The sequence below is a fragment of the Rheinheimera pleomorphica genome, from assembly GCF_011634895.1.
Classification (GTDB): domain Bacteria; phylum Pseudomonadota; class Gammaproteobacteria; order Enterobacterales; family Alteromonadaceae; genus Alishewanella; species Alishewanella pleomorphica.
This window is the reverse complement of sequence record NZ_SIRR01000007.1, coordinates 180328-195184: the sequence shown is the minus strand read 5'-3', so window position 1 is coordinate 195184 and position 14857 is coordinate 180328. Positions and strand designations below refer to the sequence as shown.

The 14857-nt window shown below is 53.5% G+C and carries 15 protein-coding genes; 7 read left to right on the top strand and 8 right to left on the bottom strand.

Going from position 1 to position 14857, the window contains the following annotated elements; genetic code table 11:
- Positions 1-57: 57 nt before the first annotated feature.
- The 3 genes from EYB30_RS07940 to EYB30_RS07930 all read right to left on the bottom strand — a co-directional run bounded on the left by EYB30_RS07940 (position 58) and on the right by EYB30_RS07930 (position 2763).
- Positions 58-942 carry a hypothetical protein gene (locus EYB30_RS07940; RefSeq protein ID WP_166838383.1) on the bottom strand — a complete coding sequence of 295 codons (885 nt, stop codon included), beginning with the start codon at positions 940-942 and terminating at the stop codon, positions 58-60.
- Positions 943-1020: 78 nt separating this feature from the next.
- Positions 1021-2334: a thymidine phosphorylase gene (gene deoA / locus EYB30_RS07935; RefSeq protein WP_166838382.1), complete on the bottom strand. Its 1314-nt coding sequence runs from the start codon at positions 2332-2334 to the stop codon at positions 1021-1023.
- Between the two features lie 3 nt (positions 2335-2337).
- Entirely contained in the window at positions 2338-2763 is a 426-nt protein-coding gene (locus EYB30_RS07930) for a cytidine deaminase (RefSeq protein WP_166838381.1), read from the bottom strand.
- Between the two features lie 127 nt (positions 2764-2890).
- Between EYB30_RS07930 and EYB30_RS07925 the strand changes: the two genes are divergently transcribed.
- The gene (locus EYB30_RS07925; protein ID WP_166838380.1) at positions 2891-3400 is read left to right on the top strand and encodes a M48 metallopeptidase family protein; all 510 of its coding nucleotides are present in this window, start codon (positions 2891-2893) and stop codon (positions 3398-3400) included.
- Between the two features lie 178 nt (positions 3401-3578).
- Here EYB30_RS07925 and EYB30_RS07920 read toward each other — a convergent pair whose 3' ends face one another.
- Both EYB30_RS07920 and EYB30_RS07915 read right to left on the bottom strand, forming a co-directional pair.
- Positions 3579-4355: an amidohydrolase gene (locus EYB30_RS07920; RefSeq protein ID WP_166838379.1), complete on the bottom strand. Its 777-nt coding sequence runs from the start codon at positions 4353-4355 to the stop codon at positions 3579-3581.
- Positions 4343-5488 (bottom strand): pyridoxal phosphate-dependent aminotransferase, encoded by a 1146-nt coding sequence (locus EYB30_RS07915; RefSeq protein ID WP_166838378.1) that lies wholly within the window; start codon positions 5486-5488, stop codon positions 4343-4345. The genes EYB30_RS07920 and EYB30_RS07915 overlap by 13 nt, the downstream gene beginning before the upstream one ends.
- Before the next feature lie 105 nt (positions 5489-5593).
- Here EYB30_RS07915 and EYB30_RS07910 point away from each other — a divergent pair, with 105 nt between their 5' ends.
- The 6 genes from EYB30_RS07910 (at position 5594) to cueR (ending at position 11412) form a co-directional block, all read left to right on the top strand.
- Positions 5594-6226 carry a methylthioribulose 1-phosphate dehydratase gene (locus EYB30_RS07910; protein ID WP_166838377.1) on the top strand — a complete coding sequence of 211 codons (633 nt, stop codon included), beginning with the start codon at positions 5594-5596 and terminating at the stop codon, positions 6224-6226.
- Positions 6227-6229: 3 nt separating this feature from the next.
- Entirely contained in the window at positions 6230-6913 is a 684-nt protein-coding gene (gene mtnC, locus EYB30_RS07905; protein WP_166838376.1) for an acireductone synthase, read from the top strand.
- A complete protein-coding gene (locus tag EYB30_RS07900) occupies positions 6910-7452 on the top strand; it encodes a 1,2-dihydroxy-3-keto-5-methylthiopentene dioxygenase (protein WP_166838375.1) in 543 nt (180 codons plus the stop codon). Before mtnC ends, EYB30_RS07900 begins: the two co-directional genes overlap by 4 nt.
- A 181-nt stretch (positions 7453-7633) precedes the next feature.
- Complete coding sequence (locus EYB30_RS07895) at positions 7634-8521, top strand: LysR family transcriptional regulator (protein ID WP_166838374.1); 888 nt, start codon at positions 7634-7636, stop codon at positions 8519-8521.
- Between the two features lie 94 nt (positions 8522-8615).
- On the top strand, positions 8616-10988 hold the full coding sequence (locus EYB30_RS07890) for a heavy metal translocating P-type ATPase (RefSeq protein WP_166838373.1): 2373 nt from the start codon (positions 8616-8618) through the stop codon (positions 10986-10988).
- Positions 10989-10998: 10 nt separating this feature from the next.
- Positions 10999-11412, top strand: coding sequence for a Cu(I)-responsive transcriptional regulator (gene cueR / locus EYB30_RS07885; protein ID WP_166838372.1), 414 nt, complete (start codon positions 10999-11001; stop codon positions 11410-11412).
- Between the two features lie 60 nt (positions 11413-11472).
- Here the strand turns inward: cueR and ssb are convergent, their stop codons facing one another.
- The 3 genes from ssb to EYB30_RS07870 all read right to left on the bottom strand — a co-directional run bounded on the left by ssb (position 11473) and on the right by EYB30_RS07870 (position 14811).
- On the bottom strand, positions 11473-12096 hold the full coding sequence (gene ssb / locus EYB30_RS07880; RefSeq protein WP_166838371.1) for a single-stranded DNA-binding protein: 624 nt from the start codon (positions 12094-12096) through the stop codon (positions 11473-11475).
- Positions 12097-12116: 20 nt separating this feature from the next.
- Positions 12117-13481: an MFS transporter gene (locus EYB30_RS07875; protein ID WP_166838370.1), complete on the bottom strand. Its 1365-nt coding sequence runs from the start codon at positions 13479-13481 to the stop codon at positions 12117-12119.
- Between the two features lie 103 nt (positions 13482-13584).
- Positions 13585-14811, bottom strand: a complete 1227-nt coding sequence (locus tag EYB30_RS07870) for an MFS transporter (RefSeq protein ID WP_166838369.1) — start codon at positions 14809-14811, stop codon at positions 13585-13587.
- Positions 14812-14857: the final 46 nt, after the last annotated feature.

Genomic DNA, 14857 nt, shown 5'->3' with positions numbered 1-14857 from the left:
TGCCGAAAGCTTAGTATTAACTACCAAGATGGTTGGCCATTAATGCAGGTCATCATCTTAGTGGCGCGTTTTAACCGTATCGTGCGGCGCCGGCTTAAACTGCATTAACGCTTGCTGTTGTAACCTCTGCATATCAGTGCCCAGCCGGCGCCGGGCACTGTCATCCAGCCAACGTTGCATGGCTTCCAAATACTCCACTTGCTGCCACAACGCTGGCAAAGCCTGATTAACAGCGGCAATAGCCGCTGTGCCAACCTCATCCATACTGCAGCTAACATAAGACACACTGGCAATATTTGCGCCAACGATGGCGCGATGCTCCAGCGCGGCAGGCTCAGGCAATAGCTGATTGTAATACTGCATGCGCTCTGGGTATTCCACCACATAGTTCACCCGACCACTTACCAACAAAGCAGCAGCGTTTACCTCGCTGCTAAAAGTGTAGCGACTTAAATTGCTGTTTGGCTGAGCCAGCGCAGCGGCAACCACAGGCGGATAATAGCGGTTCGGTTGATAAGCGCCGGTAAGTGCAGAGTCTAGCACCAGCGCACTGAGTTCTGCCCCTTCAGCCTGCATGGCCGGGTGCTGTGTCAGTGTAAGGCTCAGGTAGCCCACCGCCAGCGCCGGACCTACCGCCATAGGAACAGAGAACAGCCGGTTTTGTGCGCGTTCATCAGAATACAGAGCACCCAACACACAGATAGCCGTTTCTTGCTGCACAAAGGCCTGTTCCAGCCGTGGCAGGCTAACCAGACGGCTTTGGTGCACAAACTGCGGCATACCCGCCATTAAGTGCTGCTGTACTAAGTCAAAGGTACCCTGGCCCTGGAAGGGCCCGCTGACAATCTGGTGTGGCGGCCAGTCTGTTTGCAGCCAGGTAAGCTGTGGCTTAGCCTGGACGCTGGCGGCAAAGACTAACAACATCAGACTACGTCTTAACATAAGATGATTCCGCAGATAACTGCATTTACTGTAGCCACTAACCTGCCGTCCTGCCACTTCGCGAGCAGGGTGCTGCCATCAACCGATACTGTGATGCAACAATGGCATAGCCGCCGGAGCCTGGTCGGTTATCGTCAGTGCAGCCAGATACTCAGCGGTCGCTATTGCCGCAGCGTCAGCGTTGGCGGCATGAACCCGGGCGAGCCGATCTCCGTGCTGCACTTTGCTTTGCGCAGGCAGTATATGGCTAAAGCCAACAGCCGGGTCAATTTGCTGGCTGGGGTGCGAGCGGCCACCGCCTAAGCGCACCACCGCCATACCCAGGCCTACCGTATCAGTGTAACTAACATAACCTGACTGCGTTGCCACTATGTCCTGCACCACGGGCGCACTGGCTAAATAGTGTTGTGGCTTTTCCAGCAGATCAGTCGGGCCGCCCAGTGCCGACACCATATTAGCGAATATCTCTGCCGCCTTGCCTGAGTTTAAGCTGTGCTCCAGCGCCGCTATAGCACTGGCTTTATCCTGGTGTAAACCGCCCAGTATTAGCATATTAGCGCCCAACTCCAGCGTTACCTGATGCAATCGCGGCTCGCGGTATTTACCGGTTAAATAATCCAATGTTTCTATTACTTCCAGCGCATTACCGGCTGTAGCACCCAATATCTGGTTCATGTCGGTCAGTAAGGCGCGAGTACGTACCCCAGCGCCATTAGCGACATTGACAATACTATTGGCCAGCGCCGAGGCATCATCGACGGTGCGCATAATGGCGCCATTACCAATTTTGACGTCCATTACCAGGGCATCTAAACCTTCAGACAGCTTTTTCGACAAAATAGACGCCGTGATAAGCGGTATCGATTCTACCGTAGCGGTAACATCGCGAATGGCATACAAGCGCCGATCAGCCGGTGCCAGCTCACTGCTCTGGCCAACAATCACGCAACCAAGCGTGGGCAATAGCTGCTGAATTTTACTCAGGCTTTGGGTGCAGCTATAGCCGGGGATCGTTTCCAGCTTATCGACAGTGCCGCCGGTGTGGCCTAAGCCACGGCCGGCGATGCTGGGCATATAAGCGCCACAGGCAGCCACCATCGGTGCCAGCATCAGGGTCACTTTGTCACCGACGCCGCCGGTGCTGTGTTTATCCACCACCGGGCCATTTAGCGTACCCTGCCAGTTCAATACGGTGCCGCTGTCACGCATGGCCAGCGTTAAAGTGACGATTTCATCGACACTCATGCCGTTTAAATAAATCGCCATTGCCAGCGCCGCCACCTGGCCTTCACTAAAACTGTCGTCAGTTAAGCCGCGGACAAATTGCTGGATCTCAGCCTGGCTTAAGGCCTTGCCATTGCGTTTGGTTTTAATGATTTCCTGTGGGATCATCTATCAGGCTCCAACTTTAGTGCTGTTGGCTAAATAAGTAGGGGTAAAAGCCGCTGGCAATAACTCGCCCAGCGTCCACTGTTGTTGTTGCTGTAAATGGTTGCAGCTGGCTACCGGCGCGTCCGGGTTAAAAAACTCGGCAATTACCTGGCGGCAAATACCGCACGGCGGCGTTAACATAGCTTGCGGGGTATACACCAGCAGCGCAGTGAATTGTCGCTCGCCAGCCACCACGGCAGCGGCTATCGCATTACGCTCGGCGCAGACTGTGCCACCGTATGAGGCGTTTTCGACATTGCAACCGCTGTAAATCTTGCCACTGTCGGCTAGTACCGCTACACCTACCGGAAATTTGCTGTAAGGCGCATAAGCCTGCGCCGCGGCCTGTTGTGCTGCGCTTTGTAGCGCCGCCCAGTTAATCTCGCTCACTGGTTAAACTCATGTTAGTAATGGGCATACAGTGTTACTGCGAAAAGCGGCAACGTCAAGCCTGTCGCGGCTGACGTAGCGACTAACTCGGCGTATAATGGCGCCGGTTTCAGTTTGGGAAAACAATTTGCAAACAATTAACTATCTGGCGGGCTACCCGCAAAACATCCAGCAGCAGGCCGCTGAATTGCTCAGCAGCGGCAAGCTGGCGCAGTACCTTGACGCTAAATACCCACAGCCGCACCAGGTGCAAAGTGATAAAGCACTGTACAGCTATGTGAATGAGCTGAAAAATGCCTATATGCGCAATAGCCCACCGCTAAGCCAGGTACGCTTTGACAGCAAGCTGAATATCATTAAGCAGGCACTGGGTATGCACACCTTTGCCTCGCGCGTGCAAGGCAGCAAACTCAAAGCCCATAACAGCATCAGCATAGCGGCACTGTTTAAACAGGCACCGGCCGAGTTTTTACGCATGATAGTGGTGCATGAACTGGCGCACTTTAAACAGAAAGAGCACAACAAAGCCTTTTACCAGCTATGTCAGCATATGGAGCCGCAATATCATCAGCTGGAGCTGGATACCCGGCTTTGGTTGTTGTGGCGGGATCTGAGTAAAACCGAGGTATCGACCTGATACAGTTCGCTCACATCAACACGCCATAAATCATCCCTGAGGCTCGATCTACAAACTTCATCCTTGAAGTTTTCCCCTTGCGGGGCCAGCAAAGCTGTTCAAATTCGTTCCTTACGAATTTGTCGGCCATCCATGGCCTCCAACGGTTGATTTAGAGCAAACTGTATCATGCTATGTGCTATAGCAAAGAAAACTCATCAGCATCCAGATAAGCCGGAAATTGCTGCCGGTACTGCCTCAGCGCGGTTAAATCCAGCGTGTCGGTTAACACACCAGCTTGATTAGGTGCCAGATCTGCCAAGGGCTGGCCAAGATAATCGACAATTAAGCTATCGCCGCGATATGCCACGCCATTGCCATCGCTGCCTACCCGGTTACAACCCAGTATATAAGCCTGGTTTTCTATGGCCCGCGCCTGCAATAAGGTACGCCAGGCGTGGCTACGCGCCGCCGGCCAGTTGGCTACGTACAGCGCAATATCGTAGTCATTACGGCTGCGGCTAAATACCGGGAAGCGCAGGTCGTAGCATACCTGCAGCAAAATGCGCCAGCCGCGATACTGCACCACCACCCGCTGGTTGCCTGCACTATACGCCTGATGCTCGCCGGCCATACGGAACAAATGTTTTTTGTCGTAGTAGCTGACCTTACCCTCTGGCGTAACAAAATAACAACGGTTAACGCAGCCGCTAGCAATACGGGTGGCAACCGAGCCGCAGAGTGCCGCATTAAGCTGCTTCGCCTGCCGCTGCAACCAGTTTAAGGTGTCAGCTTCCGGCTCGGCAATTTGCTCACTTTGCATTGAAAAACCGCTGCTAAACATCTCCGGCAATACGATTACATCAGCACTGATAGCTTGCAGTTGCTCCGCCAGTTGCTGGCGGTTAGCCGGTGCATCCTGCCATACCAGTGCCGTTTGCAGCAGCGCCACCTTAAGTTCGGTTACAGCTGACATAACACCTCCGCTGCAGCGTTAAGTGTGGCGGGCTGTTTGGCAAAACAAAAGCGGATAATACGGCTGTCCGGCGCTGTTTGGTAAAACACCGACAGCGGAATCGCCGCCACTTTATGCTCAATGGTGAGCCAGCGGCAAAAGGCCACATCGTCCAAGTCACTGATAGCACTGTAATCAGCCAGCTGAAAATACGTGCCCTGACAGGGCAATAAGCGAAAGCGGCTATTGGCCAGCAGCGTGGAAAAGCTATCGCGCTTTTGCTGATAAAAAGCGGCAAGCCGATGCACCTGTTCGCTATGCTGTGCCAGCATATCAGCTAGCGCATATTGTGCCGGGGTAAAGCTGGAAAAGGTTACGTACTGATGAATTTTACGAAATTCATCGCTAAGCGCCGCTGGCGCTACACAATAGCCCAGCTTCCAGCCGGTAACATGAAAGGTTTTACCAAAGGATGACACAATAAAGCTGCGCTGTGCCAACTCAGCAAAACGGTTGGCACTGAGCTTAGCGGCACCATCAAATACCATATGCTCGTACACTTCGTCGCTAATACAGTACAAATGATATTTAACCACCAGGCTCTGCAATGCCTGCCAGTCTTGCTGGCTGAACACCATACCGCTTGGATTATGCGGGCTGTTGACAATAATCAGCTTAGTGCGTGCCGTTATCGCCTGCGCCACCTGCTGCCAGTCTACCCGGTAATCCGGCGCTGTAAGTGCGATATGCACGGCTTTGCCGCCGTTTAAAGCAATGGCCGGGGCATAGCTGTCATAGGCAGGGTCAAAGATAATCACCTCATCACCGGCATTGACTACGGCGCTTATCGCCACCAGCAACGCCTCAGTGGCGCCACTGGTCACCGTTACTTCCTGCTGTGGACAAACGCTGCGGCCATAGCAGTGCTGCAGCAGCGCCGCGATTTGCTCGCGCAATGGCAAAATACCCGGCATCGGCGCGTATTGGTTAAAGCCCTGGCTGGCATAGTGCGCCAGCTTGCTAATTAGCACGTCGCTGGCGGCAAAATCCGGAAAACCTTGCGATAAATTAATGGCTTGCTGCTGGGCAGCCAGTTGTGACATCTGGCTGAAAATCGTCGTGCCAACCGCCGGTAGTTTGCTTGTAAATGACATAAGGCAATAAAAAGTTGCGAAAACCGGCTTGAATGCTATCATTTAGCCCGTTTTATGTATAGACATCTAAACGTTTGAACGTATAGCAACCAGGTTAACTTAATTATGAACAATACCGCCCAATTGCATCAGCTTAATCCCAATGCCATCGCCTTATGTGCGCTGGGCCGCTGGATCGCCAGCCGGCATTGGGTGCCCGCTACCGGCGGTAATTTTTCTATCCGAAGCTCAGAGCACAGTGCCCTGGTAACGGCGTCCGGCAAAGATAAGGGCGAGCTGAGCCCGCAGGATCTGTTGCCGGTCAGCTGGCAACAGGGTGAGCTTAGCTGCCCGGGCAAGCCGTCGGCAGAAACGGCTTTGCACGCCCGGCTGTATCAGTTGGATCCAAACATCAAGGCCGTATTACATACCCACTCAGTGCAGGCCACGGTGTTCTCCCGCTTGATCACTGACGACAGCTATCTGTTCAGCGGTTATGAGATGCAAAAAGCCATCAGTGGCCACAGCAGCCACGATACGCCCTGCGAGCTGGCGCTATTTGATAATACGCAGGATATACCGGCACTGGCCGCCCGGGTGAGCCAGCGCTGGCAACAGCAGCCGTTAAACTGGGGCCTGCTGGTACGCGGCCATGGCCTTTATGTTTGGGGCCGCAGCCTGGACGAGGCAAAAAGGCATTTAGAAGGCTGGGAATTTCTTATAAACTGCGAGCTTGAGAGATTAAAACTAGCAAGGTAAGCCGTGAAGTACTCCGCCATTATCACCGACATTGAAGGCACCACCAGCCGCATCAGCTTTGTCACCGAGGTATTGTTTCCCTATGCTACAGCTGAGTTACCGGCCTTTATCCGGGCGAATGCGGCGCAATCTGCTGTTGCTGAGCAACTGACAGCGTGCCGCAGTCTTATGCAACAACCCGCTGCCACTGTCGATGCCATCATCGCTCAGCTGCTTGAGTGGATAGCCAAAGATCAGAAAATTACCCCGTTAAAGGCGCTGCAGGGTATGGTATGGCAACAGGGCTACGAAAGTGGTGCTTTTCGCGGCCATGTTTATGCCGACGCGTATGCCGCGTTAACCCGCTGGCAGCAGCAAGGCATTAAACTGTATGTCTACAGCTCCGGCTCAGTACAGGCCCAGCAATTATTATTTAAATACAGTGACTTTGGCGATATGACGCCGCTATTTAGCGGCTACTTTGACACCCGCATAGGTGCCAAGCGCGACATCTCCTCTTATGCCGCCATCTTGCAGCAACTGCAGCTACCGCCGAAGCAAGTGCTGTTTTTATCAGATGTGGTGGCCGAGTTGGACGCCGCACAGCCGCTGGGTATTGACACCATACAACTGATCCGCGAAGGCCAGACTGGCGGCAGTCACACCCTGGCGCCGAGCTTTAGCGAAATTGAGGAGCACATTAAATGAGCCAACTCACGGTCTTTGCCGCCGACAATCCGGCACAGCCATTGCTACACAGCAGCGACAGCAAGCTGATCCAGCGCGAGCTGAACAGTGCCGGCGTGCGCTTTGAGCAATGGCAGGCAACGGCAGCCATTACCGCTGACAGCAGCGCTGAGCAGATCCAGGCAGCCTATGCCGCCGATATCGCCAAACTGCAAGCCGAAGGCGGCTATATTACTGTGGATGTGATCTCATTAAGCGCCAGTCACCCGGATAAGCAGGCGCTTAGGCAAAAGTTTCTGGCTGAACACACCCACAGTGAAGACGAAGTACGGTTTTTTGTCCGTGGCCAAGGCCTATTTTGTCTGCATATCGCCGGCAGGGTGTATCAGGTACTGTGCCAGCAAAATGATCTTATCAGCGTGCCAGCAGGCACCACGCACTGGTTTGATATGGGCAGCGAGCCGGAATTTACCGCCATTCGTTTATTTAATAATGCAGATGGCTGGGTGGCAAATTTTACCGGCAGCGATATTGCCAGCCGCTTTCCACTGCTGCCCTGATGCGACAACACCGCACCATTAGCGTGCGCAGCAGGCAGATTTAGCCCTGCGGCGTAAACTAAAGTAAATAATTATCAATAAATTAGTACCGGTGCTTGCGCTGGTACTGCTTTTGCTTATCCTTGTCATATTGCGTTGCCATACTGTGGCAGCACAGCGTTCACAACCAAGCGGATTAACTATGTTACCACTGCACACACCGATGCGCGGCCTGCGTTGTTTTTGCGTCGCCGCCGAGTGTTTAAGTTTTAAAGAAACGGCCAAAAAGCTGTACTTAACCCCGTCTGCGGTTAGCCATCAAATTAAGCAGTTGGAAGAAAACCTGAACTTAACCCTGTTTGAACGCAAAACCCGGGCGGTGGTATTAACCGAAGCGGGCAAACGCTTTTATCAGGCGATAGCACCGCAGATGGAACAACTGGCGGCTACCATTGCTGAGTTCAGCCAGGCCCAGCGCATGCTGGAAGTCAGTATTTCGATGCCAGAATTCTTTGCCAGCGAGTTATTTGTGCCACGCCTGATTGGCTGGTCAGAACAATACCCGAATATTAACCTGACGCTGGAAACGGTAAAGTCACGCCGTGACAGCCCAAAATACACCGATTTATCCATTATTTTGTCCGGAAAAAGGCCGGAGCAAAAGCAAGTGTATGACTTATTTCCGATTAGCTATATCCCGGCCTGTAACCCACAGCAGTATCAGAAATGGCACAGTAAAGGTTATCGTATTCTGGAGCAGGTACCACTTATTTTACATCAGGCCCGGCCCCACGCCTGGCACCAGTGGGCTGAGCATGTTGGCTATCATAACTTTGCACCAAAACAAATTATCCAGCTCGACAGTATGTTCAGTGTCGCCCGTGCCGCCCAGCAGGGTTTAGGCGTGGCCTTAATTCCATTGCCCATCAGCGCCGGCTGGTTTAGTAGTGGTAGCCTGCAGCGCCTGTTCGAGCAAGAGCTGTTAAGCCGCGATCGCTACTATCTGGTGCGCCATGACGACGACCCAAACCGGCAGGAAATCCAACTGCTGATCGACTGGGTGCTGCAAAGTTTTCATCTGGAGCGCTAACGCACTGTTCAGCTTAATCAAGCTGTATTGACCTTACCCTAGGGGCAAGCTTTAACCTTGTGTTACGCTTATTGCAGTAACCGGAGTGAATGTTATGCCAAACAGCCAGCAGTTACAGATTAAGGGTATGAGTTGCGCCTCCTGCGCCAGCCGTATTCGCACCGCCTTGCGCCAGTTGGATGATGTGACGGACGTCAGTGTTAACCTGGCCAGCGACACCGCCACCGTCAGTGGTTCAGCACCCACTTCTGTCCTGGCCGAAGCCATCACCGCAGCAGGGTACCAGCTTGACAGCATCGAAACGCAGTATGCCGTCAGCGGCATGAGTTGCGCCTCCTGCGCCAGCCGCATCGAAAAAACCCTGATGACACTGCCCGGCGTGATCAGCGCTAACGTTAATCTGGCGACAGAGCAGCTACACCTTAGCCTGAGCCAGCCATTATCGTTATCCCAGCTGCAGCAGGCGCTGGCTGGCAGCCGTTATCAACTCAGTGAGTTGACTGCGCATAAGGCGGCAGAGCACGGTGCCAGCCAAGCCGCAACGCGCTTTTACCAGGCTGAAAGCTGGCCGGTGCTGGGGGCAGCCCTGCTGACGCTGCCATTGGTTTTGCCGATGGTCGGCCTGTTGTTTGGTGCAGACTGGATGTTGCCCGCACTGTGGCAGTGGCTGTTGGCAACACCGGTACAGTTTTACTTTGGTGCCCGCTTTTACAAAGCGGCCTGGCAGGCGCTAAAAGCCAAAACCGGCAACATGGATTTACTGGTCGCCATCGGCACCAGTGCGGCCTACGGTTTATCGCTTTATCTGTGGTATAGCTTTGATGGCCATCATGGCGGCCCGCACCTGTACTTTGAAAGCAGTGCCGCAGTACTGACACTGGTGTTACTGGGCAAGTTGCTGGAAAAGCGCGCCAAACAGCGCACCACAGCGGCGCTTAACGCACTGGAAAACTTAAAACCTACTACTGCCACTGTCTGGCGCAACAACAGCTGGCAGCAAATTAGCGCTGCTGAGCTAAAACAGGGCGATACGGTAAAAGTATTGCCAGGCGAGCGCATTGCAGCTGATGGCGTGGTAGTTAAAGGCGACAGCCATGTCGATGAAGCGCTGATCAGCGGTGAGAGTATTCCGCTACATAAAACTGCGGCGGACAAGGTTACCGGCGGCGCAGTAAACCTGGATGGCGTGTTGGAATTTGAAGCCTGCGCCGTTGGCGCCGAGTCGACACTGGCTAAAATAATTCGTTTAGTCGAACAGGCACAGGGCGCTAAAGCACCGGTGCAGGCGCTGGTAGATAAAATAAGTGCGATATTTGTGCCAGTGGTGCTGCTGATAGCCTTAGTAACGTTATTGGGTTGGGGTTTTACCAGTGGTAACTGGCAGCAAGCTATTCTAAATGCCGTAGCGGTACTGGTGATTGCCTGCCCTTGTGCTTTGGGTTTAGCGACACCGGCGGCCATTATGGCCGGCACCGGCACCGCAGCCCGTCACGGCATTCTGGTTAAAGATGCGCAGGCGCTGGAGCAGGCAACCGCAATCAATTATGTTGTGTTTGATAAAACCGGCACCCTGACCGAGGGCAAGCCCGAGCTGATGCAAGTCACCGCACTACAAAGCAGCGACGCTGAACTTGTCGCGCTGGCGTATGCCCTCAGTAGCAACAGCGAACACCCGCTGGCAAAAGCGGTAGTAAAGTATGCCCAAGCACAGCAGATAGCGCTTCCTGAAACCAGCGGCTTTAGCGTGGTGGCCGGCAAAGGCGTAAAAGCCAGCGTTGAACAGCGGCAACTGCTGCTGGGTTCAGGCAACTGGATGCGCGAACTGGGGCTGACGCTGCCAACGACACACATCCGCATTCAGGGCGCATCAGTCTCATGGCTGGCAGAAAAAACCGCTCAGGGCCCCCAATTACTTGGCTTACTGTGCTTTGCCGATAAAGCCAAGCCCCAGGCGAAAGACGCCGTGCATAAGCTGCAGCAGAGCGGTATCAAAGTGGCGATGCTCACCGGGGATTCACAAGACAGCGCCAACTATATTGCCGAGCAGCTGGGCTTGGATAATGTGCAGGCCGAAGTGCTGCCACAAGGTAAAGCCGAGGCCGTAGCGGCTTACCAGCAGCAAGGCTATAAAGTCGCCATGGTTGGCGATGGCATCAATGACGCGCCCGCCCTGGCGCAGGCTGATCTGGGCATCGCGATGGCCAGCGGTACAGACGTGGCAGTAAGTGCCTCAGCGTTTACTTTAATGCACAGCAACCCCGAACTGGTCGGTGCAGCGCTGCAATTGGCTAAAGCGACTTACCGCAATATTCAGCAAAATCTGTTCTGGGCCTTTGCCTTTAACACCATCGGTATTCCATTGGCGGCACTGGGCTTGCTTAACCCGATTATCGCTGGCGGCGCCATGGCGTTTAGCAGTGTGCTGGTGGTCACTAACGCCCTGCGCCTGCAGCGACAACGCTTTTAGGAGTGTGCAAATGCCCCATTTATTAACCATCGGCGAGGCCGCTACTGCCAGCGGCCTGTCAGCGAAAATGATCCGTAACTATGAGCAAAGCGGCTTACTGCAAAAACCAGCGCGCACCGACGCCGGTTACCGCTTATACAACCAACAGCAGTTGCAGCAACTAAAGTTTATTCAGCAAGCGCGCAAACTGGGGTTTTCGCTAAACGAAATTCGCTCACTGCTACAGCTATGGCAAAACCCCGAGCGTGAAAGCCGCGCCGTAAAACAACTCGCCGAGCAGCATCTGGCTAATATTGCGGAAAAAATTGCCGAATTGCAGAACATGCAGCAGTTGTTACAGCAACTCGCCAATAGCTGCAACGCCGACAGCTCACCAGATTGCGCTATTTTGGCGGCATTAGCACCACAAGCCGGCACAAAATAAAACACCCCGCAGTGCGGGGTGTTGTATCTTAAAACGTTGTACATTTTAAGAACGGTAATCCTAGAACGGAATATCGTCATCAAAATCGATTGGTGGTTCCATTGGCGCCCGCTGCTGTGGCTGCGCCGGTTGCTGATAACCACCTTGTGGTTGCGCGGCCGGGCGTTGTTGATAGCCGCCTTGTTGTTGTGGTGCAGCTTGCTGGTAACCGCCTTGCGCCGGCGCCTGATAAGCCTGCTGTTGCGGTGCCGCCTGCTGCGCTTGTTGCTGATAGCCACCTTGTTGCTGGGCCGGTTTCTGGTAACCGCCCTGCTGGCCGCCACCCATGCCGCCTTGCTGGTTATCACCGCGGCCATCTAACATTTGCAGCTCGTTAGCGATAATTTCAGTGGTGTAACGCTCTACGCCGTCTTTATCCTGCCATTTACGCGTTTTCAGCTTACCTTCAATGTACACTTTGCTGCCTTTACGCAGGTATTCACCGGCAATTTCGGCTAAACGCTGGTAAATCACCACGCGATGCCATTCGGTTTGCTCTTTTTTCTCGTTAGTGGCTTTGTCAGTCCAGCTTTCCGAGGTGGCCACGGTTAAATTAGCCACAGCGCCGCCTTGCGGCATATAGCGTACTTCCGGGTCGGTGCCCAGGTTACCAATTAAGATGACTTTATTAATGCCACGCGCCATGCGAATTCTCCTAAAAAATGTTAAGCCCCGGCTGCGGCGATCATCGCCTGTGCCTGCGCGGTGTCAAACTGTGCTGAGCTGACTTTCAGATAACAGCGCTGCTCTGCCAGAACAATGGTTACTTCCTGCACCCCTTGCAGCGCGGTCAGCTGCGCTGCAAGCGCCTTGGCTTGGTCAGCCGTTAATATTGCGACACTAAGTGATAAACGCTGAGCGCGTGGTGGCAGCTGCAGGGTGCTGGCAACTGCCAGCCATATTAAACCAATAACGGCCAGTGCGGCAAATAAAGCCTGGTAGCCAGAATGTTGCATTATGGCGCCACCGAGCACACCGCCTAAAAAGGCACCGAAAAACTGGCTGCTGGAATAAATACCCATGGCACTGCCACGCTGGCCGGCCGGCGCAATGCGCGACACCAGCGCTGGCAGGCTGGCTTCTAAAAAATTAAAGCCGATAAAAAACAGCAATAGCGCCAGCGTTAACGGCCAAAAACCCGGCCACAGTAATGCCAACAACATGGCACTACTTAACAACGCAATCGCCAGCAGAAAAAAGGCTTTTTCCTGCGCTTTGCGCATAGCAATCATCATCATTGGCAGCATTAATACAAAAGAGCCCAACAACAACGGCAGATAAAACTGCCAGTGTTGTGTTGAAACTAAACCGTATTGTTGTAGCAACTTGGGCAATACAACAAACATCGCGGTTAGCATTAAATGCAATAGCAATACGCCAAGGTCCAGCTGCAATAACTGGCGATGTTTTAGCATAGCGCCCAGGCTTTGTGGCAGCGCCAGGGTTTCCGCCATCGGTGCTTTGCTGACGCTGTGAGGTAATAAAAACGCCACCAGCAGCATGGCGCAACCGGCCAACAGTGCGGTAAACCAGAACACGCCGCTTAGCCCGGCTGCTTTCGCCAGCAGCGGGCCCAGCACCATAGCTGCAGCAAAGCTTAGGCCAATACTGGCGCCAATGATCGCCATCACCTTTGGCCGCTGCTCTTCGCGGGTCACATCGGCAGCAAATGCCAGAATAGCCCCGGCAATAGCGCCAGCGCCCTGCAACACCCGGCCAACAGTAACCAGATAAACAGAATCGGCCAGCGCGGCCACGACTGAACCCAGCGCAAACAAAGTCAGCCCACCCAACATCACCGGGCGGCGACCAATGCGGTCTGACAACCACCCCAGCGGAATTTGCAGTATCGCCTGGGTTAAGCCATAAGCACCAATGGCCAGGCCAATCCACAGTGGTGAGAAGCCAGCCAGCTCAGTGCCATACAGCGCAAACACTGGCAGCAGCATAAACAAGCCCAGCATCCGGCTGGAAAATACCAGCGCTAATGCCAGGGCAGCACGTTTTTCAAGGGAATTTAACTGATGCATTAACTGACAGTAAACCGTTTAAATAAGCGCGCCAGTGTAGCACAGAACCGGCACGCTTTAAGCAGATTTAACCGCAGTTTACTGCGCTTAGTCCGCTAACTGCTCAGGCTGCTGCCGGCTTACTCTCGCGGTGAAACAGCCCTACCGACAGCAACAACAGGCTAAGCGGCAACAGGCTTAAGTAAAACGCGGTCTGGCCATCAAAGTTGGCAAAGGTGTAACCGGTTACCATAGAACCGGTCGTGCCGCCCAGCGCCGAGAACACCACGATCAGCCCGGTCATTGGCGCATGCTGGATTTTAGGCAACGCACTTAGCATCACTGAATTAATCACCGGATAAATGGGGGCCATAAACAGGCCGATCAGCGGGAACAGGTAGGCCGCCAGCGGTGCCGTAAATAAGCTGACATCGGCATTCAGCGCTATGTTACGGGTTAACGGCAAGGTCAGCAGGATCAGCAGCGCCATAGCAATAAGACAGCTGTTCAGCAGCAAATACCAGGACAGTTTTTTTAATACCACGCCGGCTAAAATACGTCCCAGCGCCAGGCTGGCCGCAAAAATACTGGTCAGTTGCACGCTCAGCTGATTCGGTAGTTGCAGCACCTCATTGTTAAAGGTTGGCAACCAGCTGCCTATGCCCTGTTCAATTAATACATATAGAAATGCGGATAATACAAACACAAATACCAGCGGCTTATATACCAGCTGCAGCATAGCTATAAAGTCGTGTTTTAGCGGTTGGGTTGGCGGCAACACCAGCTTCGGAAACGGCGTGCTGCTTAGCAGCGCCAAATTGGCCGCACATAGCAGCGCCAGCAACCAGTACACCTGCAGCCAGCCGCCGGACTCTGGCGCTGTCGGGTCCATAAAAGCGGAAAACAACCAATAGCCGGAAAGTACGCCCAGCATAAAGCCACCTTCGATAAAATTTAGCAAGGAAGCATGCTCAGCTTTGGTTTCGGTTACCACGCCGATACTGGCATACACCGATACCTTTACCAGTGCAAAGCTGGCACCAACGGTGAAAAACAGTAATTTAGTGGTCCAGAACGCGGGAATTAGCGGCATCATAATACAGGCCAGTGTCACCAGCAGCAGTGCAATTTGCAACGCGGCTTTATAGCCCAGCCGTGGCAGGTAAGACGCGATAATAAAAGACACCACAGCGATAGGGATATCTTTAAAACCTTCCAGCACACTGGCCGCGGCTTTGGTAATTTGATAGGTGTGGATCACCTGCAAAATCACCGTGCCGACACTGTTTAACAAAATGGCAAACACAAAATAGGTCAGTAGCAGCGACAAGCGGATACGCAAAGTGGCCATAATCTGGTTCTCATTTTTTATGCTGCTTTTCACAGCTGTTGTTATT